Genomic DNA, 22,384 nt, shown 5'->3' on the forward strand with positions numbered 1-22,384 from the left:
GGCCAGGACGGGGACGCGGCGGCGGGATGGGCGCATGACAGGGGAGGGCGTGATGCGGCGGATGATGATGGCGGCGGTTCTGGGCCTGGGGCTGGCGGCGTGCGGCGCGGCGGATGAGCCAGAAGCCACGCCCGGGGTCGAGGCGCCTGCAGCGGCGGAAGAGACCAAGCCGGAGGCGGACGCGCCGGAGGCGGCGGCCGACCCGACGGAGACGGCGCGGGGCGAGGCGGAGGCCTTTGTGCGGACTCTCTACACGCGGATGGACGACGCCGATTTCGCGCCGCTGGATCCGGCGGTGGCGGGACAAGTGTTCACCGCCGAGGTGGCGGGGATGCTGGAGGCGGCGCGGGCCTGGCCCGACGAAGGCCTGCACCCGGCGCTGGAGGCCGATCCGGTGTGCCTGTGCCAGGACCCCCACGGCCTGACCCTGCGCGAGGTCAGCGTGGTCGAGGCCTCGGCCGACCGGGCGGCGGTGCGGGCGCGCTTCGACTTCGGCAAGGCGGACGACGCCGAGAGCGCGCGGGCGCCGCTGTTCATCCTGCGGCGCGAGGCGGACGGCTGGCGCGTGGACGACATCCGCACCGACGACGGGTTCTCGTTCCGGCGGACGCTGGCGGAGTGATCAGTCGCGGATGAAGGCGCCGGCGATCCAGCTGACCACGCCGGTGACCACGGCGGCGCCGATGGCGGGCCAGAAGCCGCTGACCGTGAAGCCGTCGAAGAAGGCCGAGGCCAGGCCGATCATGGCGGCGTTCACCACCAGCAGGAACAGGCCCAGGGTGATGACCGTGATGGGGAAGGTGATGATCACCAGAATGGGCCGGATCACCGCATTGATCAGGCCCAGCACAAGGGCGGCCAGGATCAGCACTGTGGTGCTGCTGAACTCGACGCCCGCGATCAGGACCGACGACAGCCACAGGCCGAGGGCCGTGACCAGCCACTGGACGATGAAACGGACCATGAGCGCCTCCCTTTGAACCGGCGCGAGCATAGCGCGCGCCGGCGGGATTGGCTGCATCAATCGGCGGGTCCGGCGGGGGAATAGGCGTAGGCGCCGAACACCGACCCGACGAAGCCGCCGGCGGTGCGGGTGCTGAGGATGCTGGCGTCGCCGTCGGTGACAAGCGCCGTCCACTGACCGTCCGGTGTGGCGAAGGCCAGGTCGATCTCGCCGACGTCGACGCTGGCCCGCAGGCGCAGGGGTTGGCCGGGGGCGACGGGCAGGGGGGCGGAGGCGACGATGACGCCGCGCGCCGGATCGTCCGGCCCGGCCCGGCGCTCGACCAGCACCACGTCCTGACCCTCATGACGGCCGACGCCGATGAACCACCAGAAGTCGTCGCTCTGGAAGGCGGCGAGGCCCGCGCGGTCGCCGTCGTGGGCCGGGGTGAAGCGCACCTCGGTGGAGGCGGCGGCGGTCATGTGCTGCTGGCGGCGGGCGGCGAAGGACGGATTGGCCATGTCGCCAAGGCCCTGCGGCCGGGCGGTCAGGTGCAGGGCGCCGCCTGAGACGCTGAACCAGTCCGAGCGGGGGTTGCGGACGGTCAGCCAGTGGATGGGCAGGGCCTCGCCGTCGAAGTCCTCGGTGACGCTGAACGGGCCGGTGGTGGGCAGGTCAGGCGCGGGCTGCTCGGGCAGGTCGGGGCGGTCCAGCACATGGGGGATGACCTCGCCCGGCGCGGTGATGCGCGGCCAGCCGTTCTCCCATGTCACGGGCATCAGGAAGGTCTCGCGCCCGGTGTTGTAGAAGTCCTCGCCATAGGGACGCACGGCCAGGAAGGTGGCCCACCAGTCCCCGTCCGGCGTCTGGACCAGATCGGCGTGGCCCGCCGAGGTGATGGGGAAGTCCCGGTCGCGCGGCAGGTCGCGCTGGGTCAGGAAGGGGTTGTCCGGATCGGGCGTATAGGGCCCGTCGGGCCGGTCGGCGACCAGGGCGACCTGGGAGTGCGCCTCGGCCGTGCCGCCCTCGGCCGCGGTCAGCACATAGCGGCCGTCGACCTTGTAGATGTGCGGCCCCTCGATCCAGATGGGCTGGGTCGAGAAGTCCACGCCGCCGTCCACCAGCAGGGTGCGCGGGCCCTGGGTGGACAGGGTCTCCAGATCGAAACGCTGGATCCAGATGGCGCGGTGGCCCTCGTATTCCGGCTCGCGGTCCGGCGGGCCGTTGTTGAGGATCCAGGCCGAGCCGTCCTCGTCGATGAACAGGGCCGGGTCGATGCCGCCCGCCAGATCCGGCAGCCAGACCGGGTCGGACCACGGTCCCGCCGGGTCGGTGGCGGTGATGACGAAATTGTCGCCGCAGTCCACGCAGGTGTTGAGGATGTAGAAGACCCCCTCGTGGTGCTCGATGGTCGGGGCGAACAGGCCGCGCGACAGGCCCAGCGTTCCGAAGTCCACCTGGTCCGGCCTGTCGATGGCGTTGCCGATCTGGGTCCAGTTGACCAGATCGCGGCTGTGGAACACGGGCAGGCCGGGGAAGTAGGCGAAGGTCGAGGTGACCAGATAATAGTCCTCGCCCGCGCGGGTGTTGGACGGGTCGGGATAGAAGCCGGACAGGATCGGGTTGCGGAACTGGCCGGGGCCGGGCTGGACCACCGCGTGCTCCGGATCGGCGCCCTCATAGGCGAACCAGTCGAAACGGGCGGTGGGGGCGTCCTGCGCGAAGGCGGGCGCAGTCAGGGCGAGGCCGGCCGCGAGGGCCGTCAGGGCGTATTTCATGATGTCCTCCCGCGCCGCCGGGCGGCGTCATTGTTAGCGCTATCATGGGTGGAGAGGGGCGGTGTGTCCAGAGGGTCTGCGTACCCTCACCCCGCCGCGCAGTTGTTGCGGATGAACTCGGTCTGCAGGGGCATGTAATCGGCGGAGGTGCGCATGACGCGGCGGATTTCGGCAAGGCGGGCGCGGGTTTCGTCCAGGCTCAGGACGTCGGCGACGGGGTCGTAGCCGCGGGCCTTCAGGCCCTGGCCGACCATGACGGCCATCCAGCTGGTGTCGTTGAACAGCTCGTCGTTCTCGCGGAAGATCCGGCCGTAGCCTTCGAACAGGCGGTATTTCTCCTTGAGGCTGTCGGGCACGTCCATGGTGCGGCAGCGGTCCCAGAACGGCGTGTCGTCCCGTTCGGTCAGGTGATAGTGCAGGATGATGAAGTCGCGGACCTGTTCGGTCTCGACCTGGGTCATGCGGTTGAAGCGCTCGCGGTCAGCGGGCTCGAAGCGCTTGTCCGGGAACATCTGCATCAGCTTGGCGACGCCGCTCTGGATCAGGTGGATGCTGGTGGACTCCAGCGGCTCGATGAAGCCGGACGACAGGCCGATGGCCACCACGTTCTTGACCCAGGCCTGTTTGCGCCGCCCGGTGACGAAACGCAGAAAGCGCGGGTCGGCCAGGGGCTTGCCGTCCAGATTGGCCAGCAGGGTCTCGGCGGCCTGATCGTCGCTGATGTGGTCGCTGGAATAGACGTAGCCGTTGCCGGTGCGGTGCTGCAGCGGGATACGCCACTGCCAGCCGGCGTCGCGGGCGGTGGAGCGGGTGTAGGGGGTGAAGGTCGGCACGCTCTCGCAGGGCACGGCGGCGGCGCGGTCGCAGGGCAGCCACCGGGTCCAGTCCTCGTAGCCGGTCTTGAGCGTCTGTTCGATCAGCAGGCCCCGGAAGCCGGAGCAGTCGATGAACAGCTCGCCCTCGATGCGTTCGCCGCTTTCCAGCTTCACGGCCTGGATGAAGCCGTCCTCGGCGCGCTGCTCCACATCGACGATCTTGCCCTCGCGGCGCACGACGCCCCGCTCCTCGGCGAAGCCGCGCAGGAAGCGGGCGTAGAGGCCGGCGTCGAAGTGGAAGGCGTAGGCGATCCTGGACAAAGGCGAGCGGCCCGCGTCGATGGCGCGCATGAAGCGGTTCTCGGCCGCCGCCACGGCCTGCAGCGAATAGTCCTCCAGCCGGTGCGGGTCGCCCGCCAGATGCAGCCGCTGCCAGTAGGCGTGGAAGGACACCCCCTCCATGTCCACGCCGAACGGGCCGAAGGGGTGGAAATAGGTGTGGCCCTTCCTGCCCCAGTCCACGAACTGGATGCCCAGCTTGAAGGAGCCCTGGGTCTTGCGGACGAACTCGTCCTCATCCAGGCCCAGCATGCGGTTGTAGATGCCGATCTGGGGGATGGTGGCCTCGCCGACCCCGACGATGCCGATGTCGTCGGATTCCACCAGGGTGATGTCGGCGAAGTCGCGGCCCAGCAATTTGGCCATGGCGGCGGCGGTCATCCAGCCGGCCGTGCCGCCGCCGACGATGACGATCTTCCGGATGCGGTGGTCGGTGGTGTCGGTCATGGGGCCTCAGGCGGGGACGGATTCAGGTTCGGGCGCGGCGCAGTGGCGGGCCAGGAAGTCGGCGTGATCGGGCAGGCTTTCGGCCGCCGCGCGGATGGTGGTGCGCAGCTCCTCCATGGCGCGGGCCACGTCAGCCTCGGGGATGGAGTCGACGAGGGGGTCGTACCGCTGGGGCATGACGTTCTGGCCGATCAGCACGGCCATCCAGCTGGACTCGGCGAACAACTCGTCCTCGTGGCGGAAGAAGCGGCCGGCGCCCCGGAACAGGTCGAGCTTGTGTTGCAGGGAGTCGGGGATGGCCATGGTGCGGACGTGGTCCCAAAGGTCCAGGCCGGTGCGCTCGTTGGCGTGGTAGTGCAGGATGATGAAGTCGCGGATCTGCTCGATCTGGACATTGGTCAGGCGGTTGTACTCGTCGATGGCCACCGGGTCGAAGCCCCGGTGCGGGAACAGGGCCAGCAGCTTGGTGATGCCGGCCTGGATCAGGTGAATGCTGGTGGACTCCAGCGGCTCCAGAAAGCCTGAGGCCAGGCCCAGGGCGACGCAGTTCTTGACCCAGGCCTTCCTGCGGCGCCCGGCCCGGAAGCTGAGGATCCGGGGGTCGGTGACGGGCTTGCCGTCCAGATTGGCCATGACGGTGTCGGCGGCCTGATCGTCGGAGATGTGGGCGCTGGAATAGACATAGCCCGTGCCGACCCGGTGCTGGAGCGGGATGCGCCATTGCCAGCCGGCCTCGCGGGCGGTGGAGCGGGTGAAGGGGGAGATGGCGTTGTCGTTGAGGCACTGGACCGCCACGGCCCGGTCGCAGGGCAGCCAGTGGCTCCAGTCCTCGAACCCGGCCTTGAGGGCCTGTTCGATCAGCAGGCCCCGGAAGCCGGTGCAGTCGATGAACAGCTCGCCTTCGACCCGGCGGCCGTCGTCCAGCACGATGGCGTCGATGAAGCCGTCTTCGGGGCGCTGCTCCACCGAGACGACCTTGCCCTCCTGACGCACCACCCCGCGCGTCTCGGCATGGTCGCGCAGGAAGCGGGCGTAGCGGGCGGCGTCGAAATGATAGGCCCAGGACATGGGGGTCAGGGGCGAGCGGTGCTGCGGGGGCAGGGCGCCGAAGCGGTTCAGGCGCGCGGCCACGCCGCACAGATTGTAGTCGCCGAACTCCGCGGCGCGGCCCTCGCGGTGCATCTTGAGCCAGAACTGATGGAATTTGACCGCATTGATGTCGGCGCCGAAGGGGCCGAACGGGTGCTGATAGGTGTGGCCGGGGCGGGTCCAGTCCACGAACTCGATGGCCAGCTTGTAGGAGCCGCGGGTGGCTTGAAGAAAGGCGCGCTCGTCCAGGCCCAGCATCTCGTTGAAGGTTCGGATGGGCGGGATCGTCGCCTCGCCCACGCCCACGGTTCCGATGGTGTCGGACTCCACCAGGGTCACGCTGGTGACGCCGTTCGCGATGAGGCGGGACAGGGCTGCGGCCGCCATCCAACCGGCTGTGCCGCCGCCGACGATGACCACGTTTCGGATCAGATCCGGCTGGATCATGGGGCGGGGTTCCAGGGCGGCAAGGTGGAGGCGGTGCGGGAGGCCAGGTCGCGGATGCGGTCGGCGCGGGCGGCCAGCATGGCGGGGTCCAGCGCCTCGGCCATCGGGTCGACGCGGCGCGGCCGGACGCCTGAGGCCAGCAGGGCGGCGGCGAGGAAGCCGGGGGTGAAGGGCTCCTGTTCGCGGCGGCTGACCCGGCCCCGGGCTTCGAACAGGGCCAGGCGGTGGGCGGCGGGCGCGGTCAGCGTCGCGCCCTGACGGCGCAGCAGCATCAGGGCGAAGTCGCGGTCGGCCTCCACCTCGGCGGTCATCAGCCGGTCGAACTCGCGCGCCTCGACCGCCCCGTCGGCGGTGGCGGGCCACAGCCGGACCAGATGCCCGGCGGCGCGGTGGATCAGATGCAGGGCCCCGGCGCCCAGCGGCGGCAGGACCTGGGCGGCGGCGCCGACGGCGATGACGTTGCGGTCCCGGAAGCGGTCCCGGCGGCCGGGTTGGAAGGGCGCGCCGTCGCCGCCCCGGGTCAGCCGCGCCTGCACCCGACGGCCGGGCAGGGGGGCGTCGCGCTCGAGGCCGTCGCCGGGGGTGCGGAAGACGAGATGGAGCGGCGGTTCGCTGTCGGGCGTGGTCTCCACATGGAGACGGTCGAAGGGGAGGTCGCTGGCCCACGACTGGAGCGGCGCGTCGGTCAGGACCGCGGCCGGGCCTGAGGCGTCGATGAACAGGTCGCCGGGCACGGTCGCGCCGTCCGCGAGGGAGACGGCGGCGACGGCGCCGGACGGGGCGCGCTCCACCGTCCTGACCGCGCCCTCGATGACGGTCGCGCCGGCTTTCAGGGCGTGGCGGCGCAGCAGGGCGGCGTAGGGCCCTGCGTCGAGGCTGAGCCCGTGGTCCAGGGTGGAGAGGAAGGAGGCCGGGTCCGTCGAGGGCGGGGCGTAGCGGCGCCGGCGCGCGGCCTGGGCGGACAGGGAATGGTCGGCCAGGGCGTCGAGACGGTCCAGCCGGGCCAGCTGCTGGTGGAAGGTGACCGAGGCCATGTCAGCGCCGGTCTGGCCGAAGGGGATGAAGGCGGGGGCGTCGCCCCACCCCTCCAGCGCCAGGCCGAACAGGGGCACGGCGGCGGCCATGACCTCCGCGTCGTGTAGGCCGAGGTCGGCGTGATGATCGCGGATCGCCGGGGGCGCGGTCAGGGCCGGGCCGTAGGGATCCACATCGCCGGGCGAGGGCTGGGTGATGACGGTGACGCGGGCGGGGGCGCCTCGGCTGATCGCCAGGGCCATGATCCAGGCGGCGGGGCCGTCGCCGACGATGACCGTCCCGGTGGAGCGGGCGTCGCTCATGCCCGGGCCTCGGCCATGACGGCGGCGCGGGCGGCGCCCAGGACGTCTGCGTGGCGAGGCTGGCGCTCGGCCAGGCCGGCGATGCGGCGGCGCTGGCCTTCCAGATCGGCGCGCACGGCGGCGGGGTCGAGATCGTCCAGGCGCGGGTCCCAGCGGCGGGGGGTGACATGCTGGCCCACATAGACCGCGACCCAGCTGGGATGCAGGAAGACGCCGTGCTCATAGGCGGCCACGACCCCACGCTCGCGGAACAGCTCCATCTTCCAGGCCAGGGAATCGGGGATGGTCATGGTGCGGCAGTGGTTCCAGAACTCGGAATCGTCGCGCGTGGTGGCGTGATAGTGCAGCACCAGGAAATCGCGGATGCGCTCGTACTCCATGTCCATGGTCTGGTTGAACTCGGCGGCGTCGGACGGGTCCCAGTCGCCGGTTGGGAACAGGTCCAGCAGATAGCCGATGGCGGCCTGGATCAGATGGATCGAGGTGGACTCCAGCGGCTCGAGGAACCCGGACGCCAGGCCGATGGCCACGCAGTTGCGGTTCCACTGGAGCTTGCGCTTGCCGGTGAGGAACCGCAGGCGGTTGGGCGGGGCCAGGGCGGCGCCCTCCAGCTGGTCCATCAGGGCGGTCTCGGCCGCGTCGTCGTCGAGGAAGGCGCTGCAATAGACATGGCCGTTGCCGACGCGGTGCTGCAGCGGGATGCGCCAGGCCCAGCCGGCCTTGAGCGCCGTGGCGCGGGTGGCGGGGGGGAAGAGACCGCCGTGCTCGCAGGGCAGGGCCACGGCCCGGTCGCAGGGCAGCCAGCGGGTCCAGTCATGATAGCCGGTCTTCATGGCCTGCTCGATCACCAGCCCCCGAAAGCCGGAGCAGTCGATGACCAGATCGGCGTCGATGCGCTCGCCGCTTTCCAGCGTCACATGGGTGACGAAACCGGTCTCGCCATGCAGGGCGACGTCGGCGATGCGGCCCTCTGTGCGCACCACGCCGCGCGCCTCGGAATAGCGACGCAGATAGGCGGCGTAGAGCGAGGCGTCGAACTGGTAAGCATACGAAAAGCCCGACAGGGGCGAGGCCGGGTCGGTCGAGGGATGGGTGAAACGCTCGCGCCGCGCCATGGCGACGGGCAGGCTCCAGGCCTCCAGGGACTCTGGCGCGCCCGCGCGGGTCCACAGGTGGTGGAACAACTCGACCTCATGGGCGGCGGGATCGGCGCCGTAGGCCCCGAACGGATGGATGTAGCTGTCGCCCAGCCGGCCCCAGTCCCGGAACTCGATGCCCAGCTTGAAGGTGGCCTGGGTGCGGGACAGGAAATCCGCCTCGTTGATCCCCAGCCGGGTGTTGAAGTGGCGGATGTGGGGAATGGTGGATTCGCCCACGCCCACCGTGCCGATGGCCTCGGACTCCACCAGACGGATGTCCAGCGCCAACCCTTTCAGGGTCTCGGACAGGGCGGCGGCGGTCATCCAGCCGGCGGTGCCGCCGCCGACGATCAGCACCTTGGTGATGCATTTGTCCGACATGCTGTTGCGCTCTCCCCACAGCGCTTTCTTTCCATCTAGAGGCAGAAAAATGGCGCGGTCAATGCCGTCTATCGTGTCGGGGAAGCGTTCCAAAGCCCTGTTTTTCAAGGGAGGAACGGCTGAAACCCCAGTGCGGGTCCCGGGATGTGGCGGGATTGCGTCACCCATTACGTCAGGGAAAGGAGGACTTGCGGAACCGGAAAAGCTAGGCTACGACTTCATTAATCAGACATTTGGCTCTGCCCCAATTTGGTAGCGCTAACAAAAGAAAATGCTGGGGAGGAAATCGGGTGCATACTTCAAGAACAACACGTGCGGACTCCGTCCGCTTCGGAGCCGGCCTGAAGGCCGGCGCCTCCGTCGCGGTCATCGCCGCGGTCATGGCCGCGACGCCGGCCATGGCGCAGGACGCGCCGCCGGATGACGACGCCGTCGAGGTCGAGGAGGTCGTCATCACCGGCATCCGCGCCAGCCTGCGCAGCTCGCAGGAGATCAAGCGGAACTCGGAGGTCTTCGTCGATTCCATCACCGCCGAGGACATCGGGGCCCTGCCGGACCGCAGCGTGACCGAGGCCCTGCAGCGGGTGCCGGGCGTGTCCATCGACCGCTTCCGCGCCGGTGTCGATCCGGACCACTTCTCCATCGAGGGCTCGGGCGTGGTCGTCCGCGGCCTGACCTGGGTGCGAAGCGAGCTGAACGGCCGCGACACCTTCAGCGCCACCAACGGCCGCGTGCTGAGCTTCTCGGACGTGCCCGCCGAACTGATGGGCGGCGTGGACGTGTTCAAGAACCCGTCCGCCGACATGGTCGAGGGCGGCATCTCCGGAACCATCAATCTGCGCACCCGCGTGCCGTTCGACTCGCCGGGCCGCGTCCTGGCGGGGTCGGTCGAGGCCAGCTACGGCGACTTCGCCGAGGAGTGGACCCCGACGGTCTCGCTGCTCTACAGCGACCGCTGGGACACCGAAGCGGGCGAATTCGGCCTGCTGCTGAACGCGGTGAGCTCTGAACTGACCGCCCGCAGCGACGGCCAGCAGATCTCCAACTACGCGCCGCGCACCCTGTACAGCAACGGCGACGTGGTGGGCCCGGCCGGCACCGAGGTGGGCCAGGTCTGGTTCCCGCGCGGCGCGGCCTTCCGCAGCCAGATCTTTGATCGCGAGCGGACGGGCTATGCGGCCGCCGGTCAGTGGCGCAGCCCGGACCGGACCATGGAGGCGACCGCGCAGTTCCTGCGTTCGGACTCCACCCAGGCGTGGACCGAGCACGCCATGGAGATCGCCACGGACAATGTGTCGAACAACGGCGACTCCCAGGCGCTTCAGGGGACGACCCTGGACTTCGGCCCTGACGGCCTGTTCACCAACGGCGTCATCACCGGCCAGACCGGCTGGCGGGACGATCAGAACGGGGCCGATCCGCGGACGCCCGCCTGGGGCCTGCAGAGCAACAACATCCGCCGCGATGTCCATCAGGAGTATGTGACCACGGACTATGGTCTGAACTTCAAGTGGACGCCGACCGAGCGCCTGCGCGTCAACTTCGATTATCAGCACGTGGATTCGACGGTCGATGTCATCGACGCGGGGCTGTGGAACTCCACGTTCCAGTACGCCGACATTCAGATGCAGGGCAGCGACATCCCGATCGTCACCTTCCTGACGCCGGATCGCCGCGCGCCGGACGGCAGCATCTGTACGGGTCCGGCGACGAACAACTGTCCGACGTATGGCGTCAGCCCGAACGACAGTCTGTCGAACCCGTACAACACCTTCACCCGCTCAGCGATGGACCACATCGAGGAGAGCGAGGGCACCCTGGACGCGGTGCGCATCGACGTCGACTATCAGTTCTTCGACATGCCGATCCTGGAATCCGTCCGCTTCGGCGTGCGGCGTTCGGAGCGGGACCAGACCACCCGATTCAGCACCTACAACTGGGGCGTGGTCAGCGAAATCTGGGGCGGCGGCGGACCCGTCTGGCTGGATGAAGCGGCCAACGGCGACCCGGCCACCGGAGGCGGCGCTACCCCGAGCGATTTCCACCGGACCTTCAACTTCGACAACTTCATGCGGGGCGAGGTGCCCAATCCGACGGGCGGCCAGCCGCGGCTGTTCTATGGGTCGAACATCGTCCAGAACTATCAGGACTATGTGGATTACGCCCTGCTGATGGGCGACGAGTGGCGCGCCCGAAACGGCGCTGACGGCTGCCCGCAGAACTGGGTGCCTCTGGCCATGCGTTGCGGCGTCAATCCCGGCACGCCGTTCCTTCCGCAGGAGATCAACCCTGTTCAGGAAGACACCAACGCGGCCTACGCCATGCTGCGCTTCCGGGGCGATCTGGACAACGGCGTCCAGCTGAGCGGCAATGTCGGCATCCGTTATGTGGACATGGAGCGTTCGGCGGAGGGTGTCCGCGCGTTCACGCAGCAGAACTTCACGTCCGAAGCCGAATGTACGGCGCCCCTGCCTCCGGGTGAGGAGCGGTCGGCGTTCTGCGGTCTGGACCCGGCGGTGCGCGCCGAGGCCCGCGCCTTCGCCAACGGCGCCACGTTCGAGGACAATGCGGAAACCTCGTTCGACTACTGGCTGCCCAGCGTCAATGTGTTGGCGCGGCTGGACAACGGGCTGCAGTTCCGTTTCGGCGTCTCGCGGGCCATCACGCTGCCGGACATCGGCCTGACGCGGAACTACTACAACGTGGCGCTGTCGGCTCTGGAGGATGACATCATCAACGGCCGGCCGACCGGACGCTTCAACGTCGGCAACGCCTACCTTCGCCCGATCGACTCGGTGAATTTCGACGCCTCGGCCGAATGGTACTTCGATGATGTGGGGTCGATCACCCTGTCGGTGTTCTACAAGCGCCTGAAGGATGTGATCACCAACGGCGTCACCCGGACCTCGTTCACCAACAACGGCGCCACCTTCGACGCGGTGGTGACCCAGCCGGTGAACTCGGACGAGACGGGTTCGGTCCAGGGCTTCGAGCTGGCCTACCAGCAGGTCTACCACTTCCTGCCGGCGCCGTGGGACGGCCTGGGTGTGAACGCCAACTACACCTATGTGGACTCCGAGGGCGTCAGCCAGAGCACCCTGTCGGCCACGGATCCGGACGTGGGATCGGGCCGGGTGGCGAATGTGGACACCGGTCTGCTGCCGCTGCAGGGCCTGTCGGAGCACACGGCGAACTTCGCCGCCTTCTACGAGAAGGGGCCGTTGTCCATGCGCCTGGCCTACTCCTACCGCTCGGACTTCGTGGTGACGGTGCGCGACGTGATCGTGCCCTTCGCCCCGATCATCCAGGAAGGCGGCGGCCAGCTGGACGGCTCGTTCTTCTACACGGTCAACGACAACTTCAGGATCGGGGTGCAGGGGGTCAATCTGACCAATGAGATCACCCGCACCAGTCAGGTCCTGAACAACGATCTCCTGACGGCCGGACGGTCCTGGTTCATGAACGATCGCCGCTTCACCGTGGTGCTGCGCGCGACCTTCTAGAGCTGGTCGGTCGACTTGGGGGCGGATCGCCGGTTCGCCGGAGGCCGCCCCTTTTTCTTTTCGTCCGCCCCGCGCGTGATGTGAGCGGGGGGATCACGGGAGCGCCGCATGACGGCCGCGGAGTTGAGCGTCGTATTCTTCCTGCAGCTGGCCGTGATCCTGGCCGCCTGCCGGATCGTCGGCTGGGCCGCGAAGCGCTGGCTGGGCCAGCCGCAGGTGGTGGGCGAGATGATCGCCGGGGTGATCCTCGGGCCGTCGCTGTTCGGCCTGCTGGCCCCCGAGATCCAGGGCATGCTGTTTCCCGCGGAATCCCGGGACGTCCTCTATGTCGGCGCCCAGCTTGGCGTGGGCCTCTACATGTTCCTGGTGGGGCTGGGGTTCCGTACGGATCACTTCCTGAGTCAGGCGAAAAGCGCCGCGGCGGTGTCCTTCGCCGGCACGGCCGCGCCGTTCCTGCTGGCGGTGCTGATCACGCCGTGGCTGCTCAATACGCCGGGTCTGTTCAGCGACCGGGCGACCCTGGCCCAGGCCATGCTGTTCATGGGCGCGGCCATCTCCATCACCGCCTTTCCCATGCTGGCGCGCATCATCCATGAGCGCGGGCTGTCGGGCACGCCGCTGGGAACCCTGTCCCTGTCGGCCGGGGCCATCGGCGATGCGGGGGCCTGGATCATCCTTGCCATCGTCCTGGCCAGCTTCGGCGCCGGCGCCGGCATGGCGGTCACCGCCGTGGGCGGGGCGGCCCTGTTCATGGTGTTCATGACCACCATCGGTCGCAGGCTGCTGGTGCGGCTGGGCGACATGGCCGAGCGCGAAGGCGGCGTCGGGCCCGGGCTGATGGCCGTGACCCTGATGCTGTTCGCCCTGTCGGCCTTCGCCATGGACGCCATCGGCATTCACGCGGTGTTCGGCGGCTTCCTGCTGGGCGCGGTGATGCCCAGGGGGCTGTTCGCCGAACAGGTGCGCAAGCAACTGGAGCCGTTCACGGTGGTGGTGCTGCTGCCGATGTTCTTCACCTATTCGGGCCTGAACACCCAGCTGACGGCGGTGGACAGCTGGCCGCTGCTGCTCATCGCCCTTGTGGTGCTGGCGGGGTCGGTGCTGGCCAAGTTCGGCGCCTGCTGGGCGGCGGCGCGTCTGACCGGCCAGGACAACGCCACGGCCCTGGGCATCGGCGCCCTGATGAACGCCCGGGGCCTGATGGAGCTGATCATCATCAACATCGGCCTGCAGCGCGGTCTGATCGGCCCCGCGCTGTTCTCGATCCTGGTGCTGATGGCCATCGTCACCACCCTCATGGCCTCGCCCCTGTTCGAGCGCGTCTATGGCCGCAAGGCCCGGGCGCGGGGCGAACTTGGCCAGTTGGCCGACCCTGAACCCGGCGCGCCTCCCGGCGCCGCAAGCGTGAGAGACACATCATGATGAACCGTCGCCAGGCCCTGAGCCTGTCCGCCGTCGGCCTGCTGGCCGCCTGCGAGTCCGCAAATGCACGAGGGCAGGGGACCCCGACCCCCTCCCTGCATGAGCTGGCCCAGAGAAAGGGCATGCGCTTCGGCAGCGCTGTGGGCGCCGGGCAGCCGGGGACCGTGACAGCCTCCCTGGATGATCCGCGCTATCGCGAAATCCTGGCCCGCGAGTGCGGCATGCTGGTGCATGAGAATGAACTCAAGTGGTACGTGCTGCGGCCCGACGTGAACACCTATGACTATGTGCGGGCTGACCGGGTGATGGATTTCGCGGCGCAGCACGGCATGGGCGTGCGGGGCCACACCCTGGTCTGGCACCATCCGCGCTGGTTTCCCGAATGGCTGGAGACCCACGATTACGGCGCGCGTCCGGCGGCCGAGGCCGAGCGTCTGGTGGTGGAGCACATCAACGCCATCGTCGACAGATACGGCGACCGGATCGATTCCTGGGACGTGGTCAACGAGACCGTGGACGAGAACACCGGAGCCCTGCGCGAGACGGCCCTGTCGCGCCATCTGGGTCATCAGGAGATCATCGACCTGTCCTTCCACACGGCGCGGGCGGCGGCCCCGAACGCCCAGCTGGTCTACAATGACTACATGAGCTGGGAGGCCGGCCACGAGCAGCATCAGGCGGGCGTCCTGCGTCTGCTGGAAGGGATGAAGGCGCGCGGCGTGCCCATCGACGCCCTGGGAATCCAGAGCCACATCGGCTCGGGCAACAGCGATGACTCCGTCGGCTTCGACACGGCGCGCGAAGGCAACTGGCGCCGGTTCATGGACGAGGTCACGGGCATGGGCCTGGACATCGTCATCAGCGAGTTCGACGTGCACGACAAGAACCTGCCCGCCGACATTCCCTCGCGGGACCAGGCGGTGGCCGAGCTGGCGCGGCGGTATCTGGACCTGATGCTGAGCTATCCGCAGACCAAGGACGTGCTGGCCTGGGGCATGGTGGATTCCTACTCTTGGCTGCAGACCCACTGGGTGCGGCCCGACGGGATCGCCAAGCGGCCGACGCCCTACGACGCTGCGTACCAGCCCAAGCCCTTGCGCCAGGCCATCGCCGACGCCTTCATCGCCGCCCCGGCGCGCTAGGTCATTCTGTTCCCATGCCCGTCATCACCGCCGCCCGCACCATCGTGACCTGTCCCGGGCGTAATTTCGTCACCCTGAAGATCGAGACCGACGCGGGGATCAGCGGCGTGGGCGACGCCACCCTGAACGGGCGCGAACTGGCGGTGGACGCCTATCTGGCCGAGCACGTCATTCCCTGTCTGATCGGCAGGGACGCGCACCGCATCGAGGACATCTGGCAGTACCTCTACCGGGGCGCCTACTGGCGGCGCGGGCCGGTGACCATGACCGCCATCGCGGCGGTGGACATGGCGCTGTGGGACATCAAGGCCAAGGTGGCGGGGCTGCCACTGTATCAGCTTCTGGGCGGGGCGTGCCGCGAGGGGGTGATGGTCTACGGCCACGCCAACGGCGAGACGGTGGACGAGACCGTGGCCCAGGCGGCGGACTATGTGGCCAGGGGCTACAAGGCGGTGCGGCTGCAGACCGCGGTGCCCGGGGTGAAGGGGACCTACGGCGTCTCGAAGGACAAGATGTTCTACGAGCCCGCCGACGCGGCCCTGCCGACGGAGACGCAGTGGGCGACCGAGCCCTATCTGAGGACAGCGCCGCAGCTGTTCGACGCGGCGCGCGAGGCGCTGGGCTGGGACGTGCATCTGCTGCACGACGTGCACCACCGGCTGACGCCCATCGAGGCGGGGCGGCTGGGCAAGGACCTGGAGCCTTACCGCCTGTTCTGGATGGAGGACGCGGTGGCGGCCGAGAACCAGGCCGGGTTCCGCCTGATCCGCCAGCACACCACCACCCCGCTGGCGGTGGGCGAGGTGTTCAACTCCATCTGGGACTGCAAGACCCTGATCGAGGAGCAGCTGATCGACTACATCCGCGCCACGGTGGTGCACGCCGGCGGGATCACGCACCTGCGCCGGATCGCGGCCCTGGCCGATCTCTACAAGGTGCGCACCGGGTGTCACGGGGCGACGGATCTGTCGCCGGTGGCCATGGCGGCGGCCCTCCACTTCGACCTGTCGATCCCGAATTTCGGCATCCAGGAATACATGCGCCACACCCCCGAAACGGACGCGGTGTTTCCCCACGCCTACAGCTTCGCGGACGGGATGATGCACCCGGGCGAGGCGCCGGGGCTGGGCGTGGACATCGACGAGGATCTGGCGGCGCAGCATCCGTACAGCCCCGCCTGTCTGCCGGTCGCGCGCCTGCCCGACGGGTCCATGACCGACTGGTGAGACGCCGCGCCCCGCGAGGAAGGACCACGAGATGAGCGAGATTCAGGTTGAACGCGGTCCGCGCGCCTTTCGGGGCAACTACCGCTGGGTGATCTGCGCCCTGCTGTTCCTCGCCATCACCATCAACTACGTGGACCGGCTGATCTTCGGCGTGCTGAAGCCGGTGCTGGAGGTGGAGTTCGGCTGGAGCGAGAGCGACTACGCCAACATCGTGGTGGCCTTCCAGGGCGCCTACGCCATCGGCCTGCTGCTGGTGGGCCGCCTGATCGACCGCATCGGCGCGCGCTGGGGGCTGGGCATCGCCATCGGGGTCTGGAGCCTGGCGGCGGCCGCCCATGCCGGGGCCAGCTCGGTGATCCAGTTCGCCATGGCCCGCTTCGCCCTGGGCGTCGGGGAATCCGCCGGCTTTCCCGGCGCGGTCAAGGCGGTGTCGGAGTGGTTCCCCAAGCGCGAGCGGGCGCTGGCCACCGGCATCTTCAACGCCGGGTCCAATGTGGGCGCCCTGCTGACGCCGATCCTCGTGCCGATCCTGGTGCTGGCCTTCGGCTGGCGCGCCGCGTTCATCGTCACGGGCCTGTCGGGGCTGGTGCTCATGGCCGTGTGGTTCCTGGTCTATCGACGCCCGCGCGAACACCCGCGCGTGACGCACGCCGAACTGGCCCACATCGAGAGCGACCCGCCGGACGCGCCGGGAAAGATCAGCTGGGGGCAGGCGCTGAAGCGACGCGAGGCCTGGGCCTTCATCGTCGGCAAATTCCTGACCGATCCGGTGTGGTGGCTGTTCCTGTTCTGGCTGCCCGACTTCTTCGGCAAGACCTATGACCTGAACCTGCTGACGTTCGGGCCGCCGCTGGTGGCGGTCTATCTGCTGGCCGACGTGGGCAGCGTGGGCGGCGGCTGGCTGTCGTCGCGGCTGATCCACCGGGGCTGGTCGGTGAACCGGGGGCGCAAGACCGCCATGCTGGTCTGCGCCCTGTGCGTGACCCCGATCTCGATCGCTGTGTTCGCGGACAACCTGATCGCGGCGGTGGCGGTGATCGGCCTGGCGGCGGCGGCGCATCAGGGGTGGTCCGCCAATCTGTTCACCCTGGTGTCCGACACCTTCCCCAAACACGCGGTGGCGACGGTGGTGGGTCTGGGCGGTTTCGCCGGCGCGATCGGCGGCATGTTCATCGCCAAGGTGGCCGGCTGGACGCTGGAGGCGACCGGCAGCTATGTGCCACTGCTGGCCTTCGCCAGCGTGACCTATCTGATCGCTCTTGGGGTCATCCATCTGCTGACGCCCCAGCTGAAGCCCGCGGCGCTGCCCCCCGCCTGATCCGATCCGAGTCGAGGCTTCCAGCCGCGCGGGTTTCGCCCGCGCGGCTGATGCGCGTGCGGGCGTCAAATATTTCACCAGCAGCAATTGGTTGCGCTAACAAAACAGACCCTGTAGTAGAAACTTATTGCATATTTGAAAATGCCGGTGAGGTGAGACACCGGCGCGGATGTGCACATGGGAGAGCACCCTCCAAGCGCCGGCCACAGGCGTCGAGGGGCATTTGAAACGGGGAGGGGCACAAGATGTCTCAAGGTAAAAGCGTCTCGAAATTCGCCCTGTCTCTGGGCGTGTCCTTGATCGCTCTGGGCGCCATGAACGCCCCGGCGTTGGCCCAGACGGCGCAGGAGCCGGATGAGGCCACCGAAGTCGAGGAAGTGGTCATCACCGGTCTTCGCGCCAGTCTTCAGAGCGCCCAGGACATCAAGCGCAACTCCGATGTGATCGTGGACTCGATCACCGCCGTGGACATCGGCGCCCTGCCGGACCGGTCGGTGTCGGAGGCCCTGCAGCGCATCTCGGGCATCACCCTGCAGCGCACCAACGAAGCCCGTGACCCGGCCCGTCTGGCCGCAGAGGGCGGGGGGGTCTTCATCCGGGGCCTGTCCTGGGTCCGGTCCGAAACCAACGGCCGGGACATCTTCTCGGCCCGCAACGGACGGGGCCTGTCGTTCGAGGACATCTCGGCCGACCTGCTGGCGGGCGTGGACGTCTACAAGAACCCGGCCGCCAACCAGATCGAGGGCGGCGTCGGCGGCACGGTCAATCTGCGCACGCGCCTGCCGTTTGACCAGGGCGGACGCCTGCTGGCCTTCACGACCGACTACAACTACGGCGACATGATGGAGGAGGGCTACTGGTCCGGGTCGGGCATCTTCAGCGACCGCTGGATGACCGGGGCGGGCGAGATCGGCCTTCTGGCCAACATCAGCTATTCCAGTGTCGGCAACCGCACCAACAGCATCACCACGGACCGCTTCGACCCGGTCACGCGGCTGGACGGCACGACGGTGTATCATCCGAAATATCTGGGCTGGCGTGACGGCCGCTGGGAGCAGGAGCGCACCGCCGTGGCGCTGGCGCTGCAGTGGAGCCCGACGGCGGACCTCACCCTGACCTTCCAGGGTTTCCACTCCGAGGCCGACCCCACCAATATCGAGCGCGTGGCCGGAATCCAGGACGCCACGACCCTGTGCCCCAGCGCGGGCCTGACCTACCAGAACGGCGTGCTGACCGGCGGCGCCCTGACCGGCTATCACGAGGGCGGCTGGGGCTGCTGGCCCACGGGCAACTTCGTGGGCGGGCCCCAGGGCGGGACCATGGAGGGCATCACCTATGACGGCAACACCCGCTATGGCGAGGACCACAAGGAGACCTCGGACTATTCGCTGAGACTGGAGTACACGGCCGGAAACTGGGATTTCAGCGGTGACATCCAGTATGTGGAATCCATCGCCGACATCCTGAGCTTCACCGTGGGCACCCAGCGGTCAATGCTGGGCACCACGCCGCTGGAGGCCATGATCAACATCGGCGGGGGCGTGCCCAGCATCAATGTGACGGGCGCCGACCTGAACGTAGCCTCGGACTATTACTGGGGCTTCGCCATGGACCACATCGAGGCCAACGAGGCGGACTCCCTGGCCTGGCGCGGCGACGCCACCTATCACTTCGACGACGTCGGCGGCTGGCTGCGGAATTTCACCTTCGGCTATCGCGCCACAGACAAGACCTACATCACCCGTCAGTCCAACTGGAACTGGAGCATCCTGTCGGCCCAGTACTGGGGCTTCGCCAACGACAACGGCGGGACCTGGCACTATCCGGCAGTCTATCTGACGGACGCCGCACCCAGCCCCGGCCTGCCGTCCCATGCGGAATACTATGGGTTCAACAATTTCTTCCGGGGCGACATCGCCGTGCCCGGCGGCTTCTGGCTCCCCACCGCGTCGCTGGTGAGCCGCGGCACGGCCTACGCCAACACCCTGTTGAGCCCGATCACCGGCCGGCCGTGGCCGGAAGGGCAGGGCTGGGGCTGGTCGCCGCTGGTGGCGGACTGGGACAACTACAACCCCACCGGCGACAATCCCACCGGCGGCGTGACCCAGCAGGACGAAGAGACCCAGGCGGCCTACGCCCTGCTGCGTTTCGGCCATGACAGCGCCCTGCCCTGGCCGGTGGACGGCAATATCGGCGTGCGCTTTGTCCGCACGGAGACGGCGACCGAGGGCGTGTGCAACTGCCCGTTCCGGCCGCAGCCGCCTGTCCGGCGGTGAATCCGGCGGATTGCGGGGACTTCAACGCGGCGCAGCAGTTCAGCCAGGGCGGGGTCCTTGACGGGGTTCCGGCGGGCGGCTCCTACGACAACGTCCTGCCCAGCCTGAACATCCGCGCCCATCTGTCGCCGGAGGTGCAACTGCGCTTCGCCGCCTCGCGCGCCATGGTGCGGCCGGACTTCAACCAGATGCAGCCCTATACGCAGCTGGCCATCAATTTCGAGGCGGACGGCTACACCCTGAATCCGGTGTCGCCGTTCACCGGCACGGCGGGCAACCCGGACCTGCGCCCGATCATCGCCGATCAGTTCGACCTGAGCCTGGAGTGGTATTTTGCGCCCCAGGGCAGCCTGACGGGCGTGGTGTTCTACAAGAAGGTGAAGGACTACATCTATTCCGGCGTCAGCCAGCAGACCTTCACCAACAACGGGGTCACCTACACCTTCGACGTCACCCAGCAGCAGAACGGCGAGGAGGGCACGGTCCAGGGCTTCGAGATCGCCTACCAGCAGTTCTTCGACTTCCTGCCGGGTTGGCTGAACGGCTTCGGCCTGCAGGCCAACTACACCTATATCGACAGCGACGGCGGGGCGAACACGGCGGTCAACATCTTTGATCCCGTGCAGGTGGGCGGCGCCAATCTGGCCCTGCCGCTGGAGGGCATGTCGCCGTCCAGCTACAACATCGCCGCCCTGTACGAGCGCCAGGGCATCTCGGCCCGCCTGGCCTGGAACTGGCGCGAGCAGTACCTGCTGACCACCTCGGCGGCGAACATCAACGCGCCGGTGTGGGCCGAGGACTACGGCCAGCTGGACGGGTCGATCTTCTTCGACGTGACCGAGAACGTGAAGCTGGGCGTGCAAGGCACCAACCTGACCCAGGAACGCACCGTCCTGCGGGTGGGCTATGCCGACCGCATGCCGCGCTACAGCTGGGTCGACACCGACCGGCGCGTGGCCGTGGTGCTGCGCGCGCGCTTCTGACGTGACCGAGACCGCGCCCCGGGCGATGATCCCGCCCGGGGCGCGCGACCGCCGCCATTCCTGTCGACGACGGCCGAGATTCCGATGACTTTTTCAGCCTGCTTCCGATCCTTCCGCCCGCTCCTGGCCGCCCTGGCCGGTGCGGGCGTGATGCTGGCCACAGCGTCCTGCGGGGAGGGGGCCGGCGAGCCGATCCCGGAGATCGTCAGCGAGAATGGACGCCATGCCCTCATGGTGGACGGCGCGCCGTTCTTCATGCTGGGCGCCCAGGTCAACAACTCCTCCAACTATGAGGCGGCGCTGGCCGACGTCTGGCCGGCGGTGGAATTCATCGGCGCCAACACCGTGCAGGTTCCCATCGCCTGGGAGCAGGTGGAGGCGGTGGAGGGCGAATTCGATTTCTCGTTCGTGGACGAGTTGGTGCGGCAGGCCCGCGAGCAGGACGTGCGGCTGGTGCTGCTGTGGTTCGCCACATGGAAAAACACCGCGCCGAAATATGCGCCGGAGTGGGTCAAGCTGGACACAGAACGGTTCCCGCGCCTGATCCAGCAGGACGGGACCCCGTCCTACGCCCTGTCGCCGCACGGAGCCGAGACCCTGGCCGCCGACCGGCGCGCCTTCGCGGCCCTGATGGCCCATATCCGCGACATCGATTCCGTCCACCGCACCGTCATCATGGTGCAGCCCCAGAACGAGACCGGCACCTATGGCTCGGTGCGCGACTATTCCCCGGCGGCGCAGGCCCTGTTTGACGGCCCGGTTCCCGCCGCCCTGCTGCAGCGGCTGGACCGTCAGCCGGGAACCTGGGCGGAGGTGTTCGGCGAGGACGCCGACGAGTTCTTCCACGCCTGGTCCATCGGCTGGTACGTCGGTCAGGTGGCCGAGGCGGGCAAGGCGGAATATCCGCTGCCCATGTACGCCAACGCGGCGCTGCGCGATCCGGTCAACGATCAGGATCCCATGACCTATGCGTCGGGCGGGCCGACCTGGAACGTGATCGAGGTCTGGCAGGCCGCGGCCCCGGCGATCGATTTCCTGTCGCCCGACATCTATGAGCGCGGCTCGGTGGTCTATGAGGGGCATCTGGACCGCTATGCCCGGCCGGACAACGCCCTGTTCGTGGCCGAGACGGGCAACGACGCGCCCTATGCCCGCTATCTGTTCGAGGTGATGGGCCGGGGCGGGATCGGCTATTCGCCCTTCGGCATCGACTACACCGGCTACGCCAACTTCCCGCTGGGCGCGCGGGAGGTGACGGAGGAGACGCTGGCGCCGTTCCGGGATGTCTATCGCCTCGTGGCGCCGTGGCAGCGGGTGTGGGCGCGGGCGGCCTATGAGGGCGCCGTCTGGGGCGCCGGCGAGCCGGACGACAGCGCCGAACAGGTGCTGGATCTGGGCGACTGGACGGCGACGGTGCGGTTCCGCCTGTGGCAGTTCGGCATGCACGACTGGACCTGGCTGGGGGACATCCCGCCGCGCGAGCGCGAGCATCCGGACGGCGGGGCGATCGTGGCCCGGCTGGGCGAGAACGACTACGTGGTCACCGGCCGCTGGGCGCGGGTCAGCTTTGACCGCAAGCCGCTGGAGGATGGCCGAAGCGGCCAGATCCTGCGGGTTGAGCAGGGCCATTTCAACGACGAGGGCGAGTGGGTGTTCGAGCGCCGGTGGAACGGCGACCAGACCGACTATGGCCTGAACTTCACCGACCGGCCCGTGCTTCTGCGGGTCCGGCTGAGCGATCAGGCGCGGGCGGGCGCGGTGCGCGCCGTGGGCGCCGACCAGAACTGACGGGAGTGGAT

At 68.6% G+C, this 22,384-nt stretch carries 15 protein-coding genes; 9 read left to right on the forward strand and 6 right to left on the reverse strand.

Features of this window, described 5'->3' with window-relative positions; genetic code table 11:
- Nucleotides 1-52 precede the first annotated feature (52 nt).
- Nucleotides 53-622: a DUF3828 domain-containing protein gene (locus IWC96_RS14865; RefSeq protein ID WP_021695902.1), complete on the forward strand. Its 570-nt coding sequence runs from the start codon at nucleotides 53-55 to the stop codon at nucleotides 620-622.
- Here the strand turns inward: IWC96_RS14865 and IWC96_RS14870 are convergent, their stop codons facing one another.
- The 6 genes from IWC96_RS14870 to IWC96_RS14895 all read right to left on the reverse strand — a co-directional run bounded on the left by IWC96_RS14870 (nucleotide 623) and on the right by IWC96_RS14895 (nucleotide 8,715).
- Nucleotides 623-964: a phage holin family protein gene (locus IWC96_RS14870; RefSeq protein ID WP_021695901.1), complete on the reverse strand. Its 342-nt coding sequence runs from the start codon at nucleotides 962-964 to the stop codon at nucleotides 623-625. It abuts the gene before it with no gap.
- A 56-nt stretch (nucleotides 965-1,020) separates the two neighbouring features.
- Complete coding sequence (locus IWC96_RS14875; protein WP_021695900.1) at nucleotides 1,021-2,721, reverse strand: glycoside hydrolase family 43 protein; 1,701 nt, start codon at nucleotides 2,719-2,721, stop codon at nucleotides 1,021-1,023.
- An 86-nt stretch (nucleotides 2,722-2,807) separates the two neighbouring features.
- A complete protein-coding gene (locus IWC96_RS14880) occupies nucleotides 2,808-4,322 on the reverse strand; it encodes a tryptophan halogenase family protein (RefSeq protein WP_021695899.1) in 1,515 nt (504 codons plus the stop codon).
- A gap of 6 nt (nucleotides 4,323-4,328) precedes the next feature.
- Nucleotides 4,329-5,858 (reverse strand): tryptophan halogenase family protein, encoded by a 1,530-nt coding sequence (locus IWC96_RS14885; protein WP_021695898.1) that lies wholly within the window; start codon nucleotides 5,856-5,858, stop codon nucleotides 4,329-4,331.
- A complete protein-coding gene (locus IWC96_RS14890; protein ID WP_196839215.1) occupies nucleotides 5,855-7,195 on the reverse strand; it encodes a tryptophan 7-halogenase in 1,341 nt (446 codons plus the stop codon). Before IWC96_RS14890 ends, IWC96_RS14885 begins: the two co-directional genes overlap by 4 nt.
- Entirely contained in the window at nucleotides 7,192-8,715 is a 1,524-nt protein-coding gene (locus IWC96_RS14895; RefSeq protein ID WP_021695895.1) for a tryptophan halogenase family protein, read from the reverse strand. The genes IWC96_RS14890 and IWC96_RS14895 overlap by 4 nt, the downstream gene beginning before the upstream one ends.
- A gap of 290 nt (nucleotides 8,716-9,005) precedes the next feature.
- Between IWC96_RS14895 and IWC96_RS14900 the strand changes: the two genes are divergently transcribed.
- The 8 genes from IWC96_RS14900 to IWC96_RS14935 all read left to right on the forward strand — a co-directional run bounded on the left by IWC96_RS14900 (nucleotide 9,006) and on the right by IWC96_RS14935 (nucleotide 22,373).
- On the forward strand, nucleotides 9,006-12,218 hold the full coding sequence (locus IWC96_RS14900) for a TonB-dependent receptor (RefSeq protein WP_370541149.1): 3,213 nt from the start codon (nucleotides 9,006-9,008) through the stop codon (nucleotides 12,216-12,218).
- A 108-nt stretch (nucleotides 12,219-12,326) separates the two neighbouring features.
- The gene (locus IWC96_RS14905; RefSeq protein ID WP_021695893.1) at nucleotides 12,327-13,640 is read left to right on the forward strand and encodes a cation:proton antiporter; all 1,314 of its coding nucleotides are present in this window, start codon (nucleotides 12,327-12,329) and stop codon (nucleotides 13,638-13,640) included.
- Nucleotides 13,637-14,782 carry an endo-1,4-beta-xylanase gene (locus IWC96_RS14910; RefSeq protein ID WP_021695892.1) on the forward strand — a complete coding sequence of 382 codons (1,146 nt, stop codon included), beginning with the start codon at nucleotides 13,637-13,639 and terminating at the stop codon, nucleotides 14,780-14,782. The genes IWC96_RS14905 and IWC96_RS14910 overlap by 4 nt, the downstream gene beginning before the upstream one ends.
- A gap of 14 nt (nucleotides 14,783-14,796) precedes the next feature.
- Nucleotides 14,797-16,008 carry a D-mannonate dehydratase ManD gene (gene manD / locus IWC96_RS14915; protein ID WP_021695891.1) on the forward strand — a complete coding sequence of 404 codons (1,212 nt, stop codon included), beginning with the start codon at nucleotides 14,797-14,799 and terminating at the stop codon, nucleotides 16,006-16,008.
- A 31-nt stretch (nucleotides 16,009-16,039) separates the two neighbouring features.
- Complete coding sequence (locus tag IWC96_RS14920; RefSeq protein ID WP_021695890.1) at nucleotides 16,040-17,326, forward strand: MFS transporter; 1,287 nt, start codon at nucleotides 16,040-16,042, stop codon at nucleotides 17,324-17,326.
- 245 nt (nucleotides 17,327-17,571) lie between these two features.
- Nucleotides 17,572-19,602 carry a TonB-dependent receptor gene (locus IWC96_RS16135; protein WP_196839216.1) on the forward strand — a complete coding sequence of 677 codons (2,031 nt, stop codon included), beginning with the start codon at nucleotides 17,572-17,574 and terminating at the stop codon, nucleotides 19,600-19,602.
- Complete coding sequence (locus IWC96_RS16140; RefSeq protein WP_196839217.1) at nucleotides 19,560-20,585, forward strand: TonB-dependent receptor; 1,026 nt, start codon at nucleotides 19,560-19,562, stop codon at nucleotides 20,583-20,585. The genes IWC96_RS16135 and IWC96_RS16140 overlap by 43 nt, the downstream gene beginning before the upstream one ends.
- 84 nt (nucleotides 20,586-20,669) lie before the next feature.
- Nucleotides 20,670-22,373, forward strand: a complete 1,704-nt coding sequence (locus IWC96_RS14935; RefSeq protein ID WP_231379116.1) for a DUF5597 domain-containing protein — start codon at nucleotides 20,670-20,672, stop codon at nucleotides 22,371-22,373.
- The last annotated feature ends 11 nt before the right edge of the window (nucleotides 22,374-22,384 follow it).

It is taken from the genome of Brevundimonas sp. BAL450 (genome assembly GCF_015767455.1).
Taxonomy (GTDB): Bacteria; Pseudomonadota; Alphaproteobacteria; order Caulobacterales; family Caulobacteraceae; genus Brevundimonas; species Brevundimonas abyssalis.

Excerpts from the sequence above, each read along its gene's own strand:
- IWC96_RS14880 (WP_021695899.1), bottom strand. The coding sequence starts at position 4,322 with ATGACCGACACCACCGACCACCGCATCCGGAAGATCGTCATCGTCGGC.
- IWC96_RS14890 (WP_196839215.1), bottom strand. The coding sequence starts at position 7,195 with ATGAGCGACGCCCGCTCCACCGGGACGGTCATCGTCGGCGACGGCCCC.
- IWC96_RS16135 (WP_196839216.1), top strand. The coding sequence starts at position 17,572 with ATGTCTCAAGGTAAAAGCGTCTCGAAATTCGCCCTGTCTCTGGGCGTG.
- IWC96_RS14895 (WP_021695895.1), bottom strand. The coding sequence starts at position 8,715 with ATGTCGGACAAATGCATCACCAAGGTGCTGATCGTCGGCGGCGGCACC.
- IWC96_RS14885 (WP_021695898.1), bottom strand. The coding sequence starts at position 5,858 with ATGATCCAGCCGGATCTGATCCGAAACGTGGTCATCGTCGGCGGCGGC.
- IWC96_RS14875 (WP_021695900.1), bottom strand. The coding sequence starts at position 2,721 with ATGAAATACGCCCTGACGGCCCTCGCGGCCGGCCTCGCCCTGACTGCG.
- IWC96_RS14910 (WP_021695892.1), top strand. The coding sequence starts at position 13,637 with ATGATGAACCGTCGCCAGGCCCTGAGCCTGTCCGCCGTCGGCCTGCTG.
- IWC96_RS14920 (WP_021695890.1), top strand. The coding sequence starts at position 16,040 with ATGAGCGAGATTCAGGTTGAACGCGGTCCGCGCGCCTTTCGGGGCAAC.
- IWC96_RS14870 (WP_021695901.1), bottom strand. The coding sequence starts at position 964 with ATGGTCCGTTTCATCGTCCAGTGGCTGGTCACGGCCCTCGGCCTGTGG.
- IWC96_RS14865 (WP_021695902.1), top strand. The coding sequence starts at position 53 with ATGCGGCGGATGATGATGGCGGCGGTTCTGGGCCTGGGGCTGGCGGCG.
- IWC96_RS14905 (WP_021695893.1), top strand. The coding sequence starts at position 12,327 with ATGACGGCCGCGGAGTTGAGCGTCGTATTCTTCCTGCAGCTGGCCGTG.
- IWC96_RS14935 (WP_231379116.1), top strand. The coding sequence starts at position 20,670 with ATGACTTTTTCAGCCTGCTTCCGATCCTTCCGCCCGCTCCTGGCCGCC.
- manD (WP_021695891.1), top strand. The coding sequence starts at position 14,797 with ATGCCCGTCATCACCGCCGCCCGCACCATCGTGACCTGTCCCGGGCGT.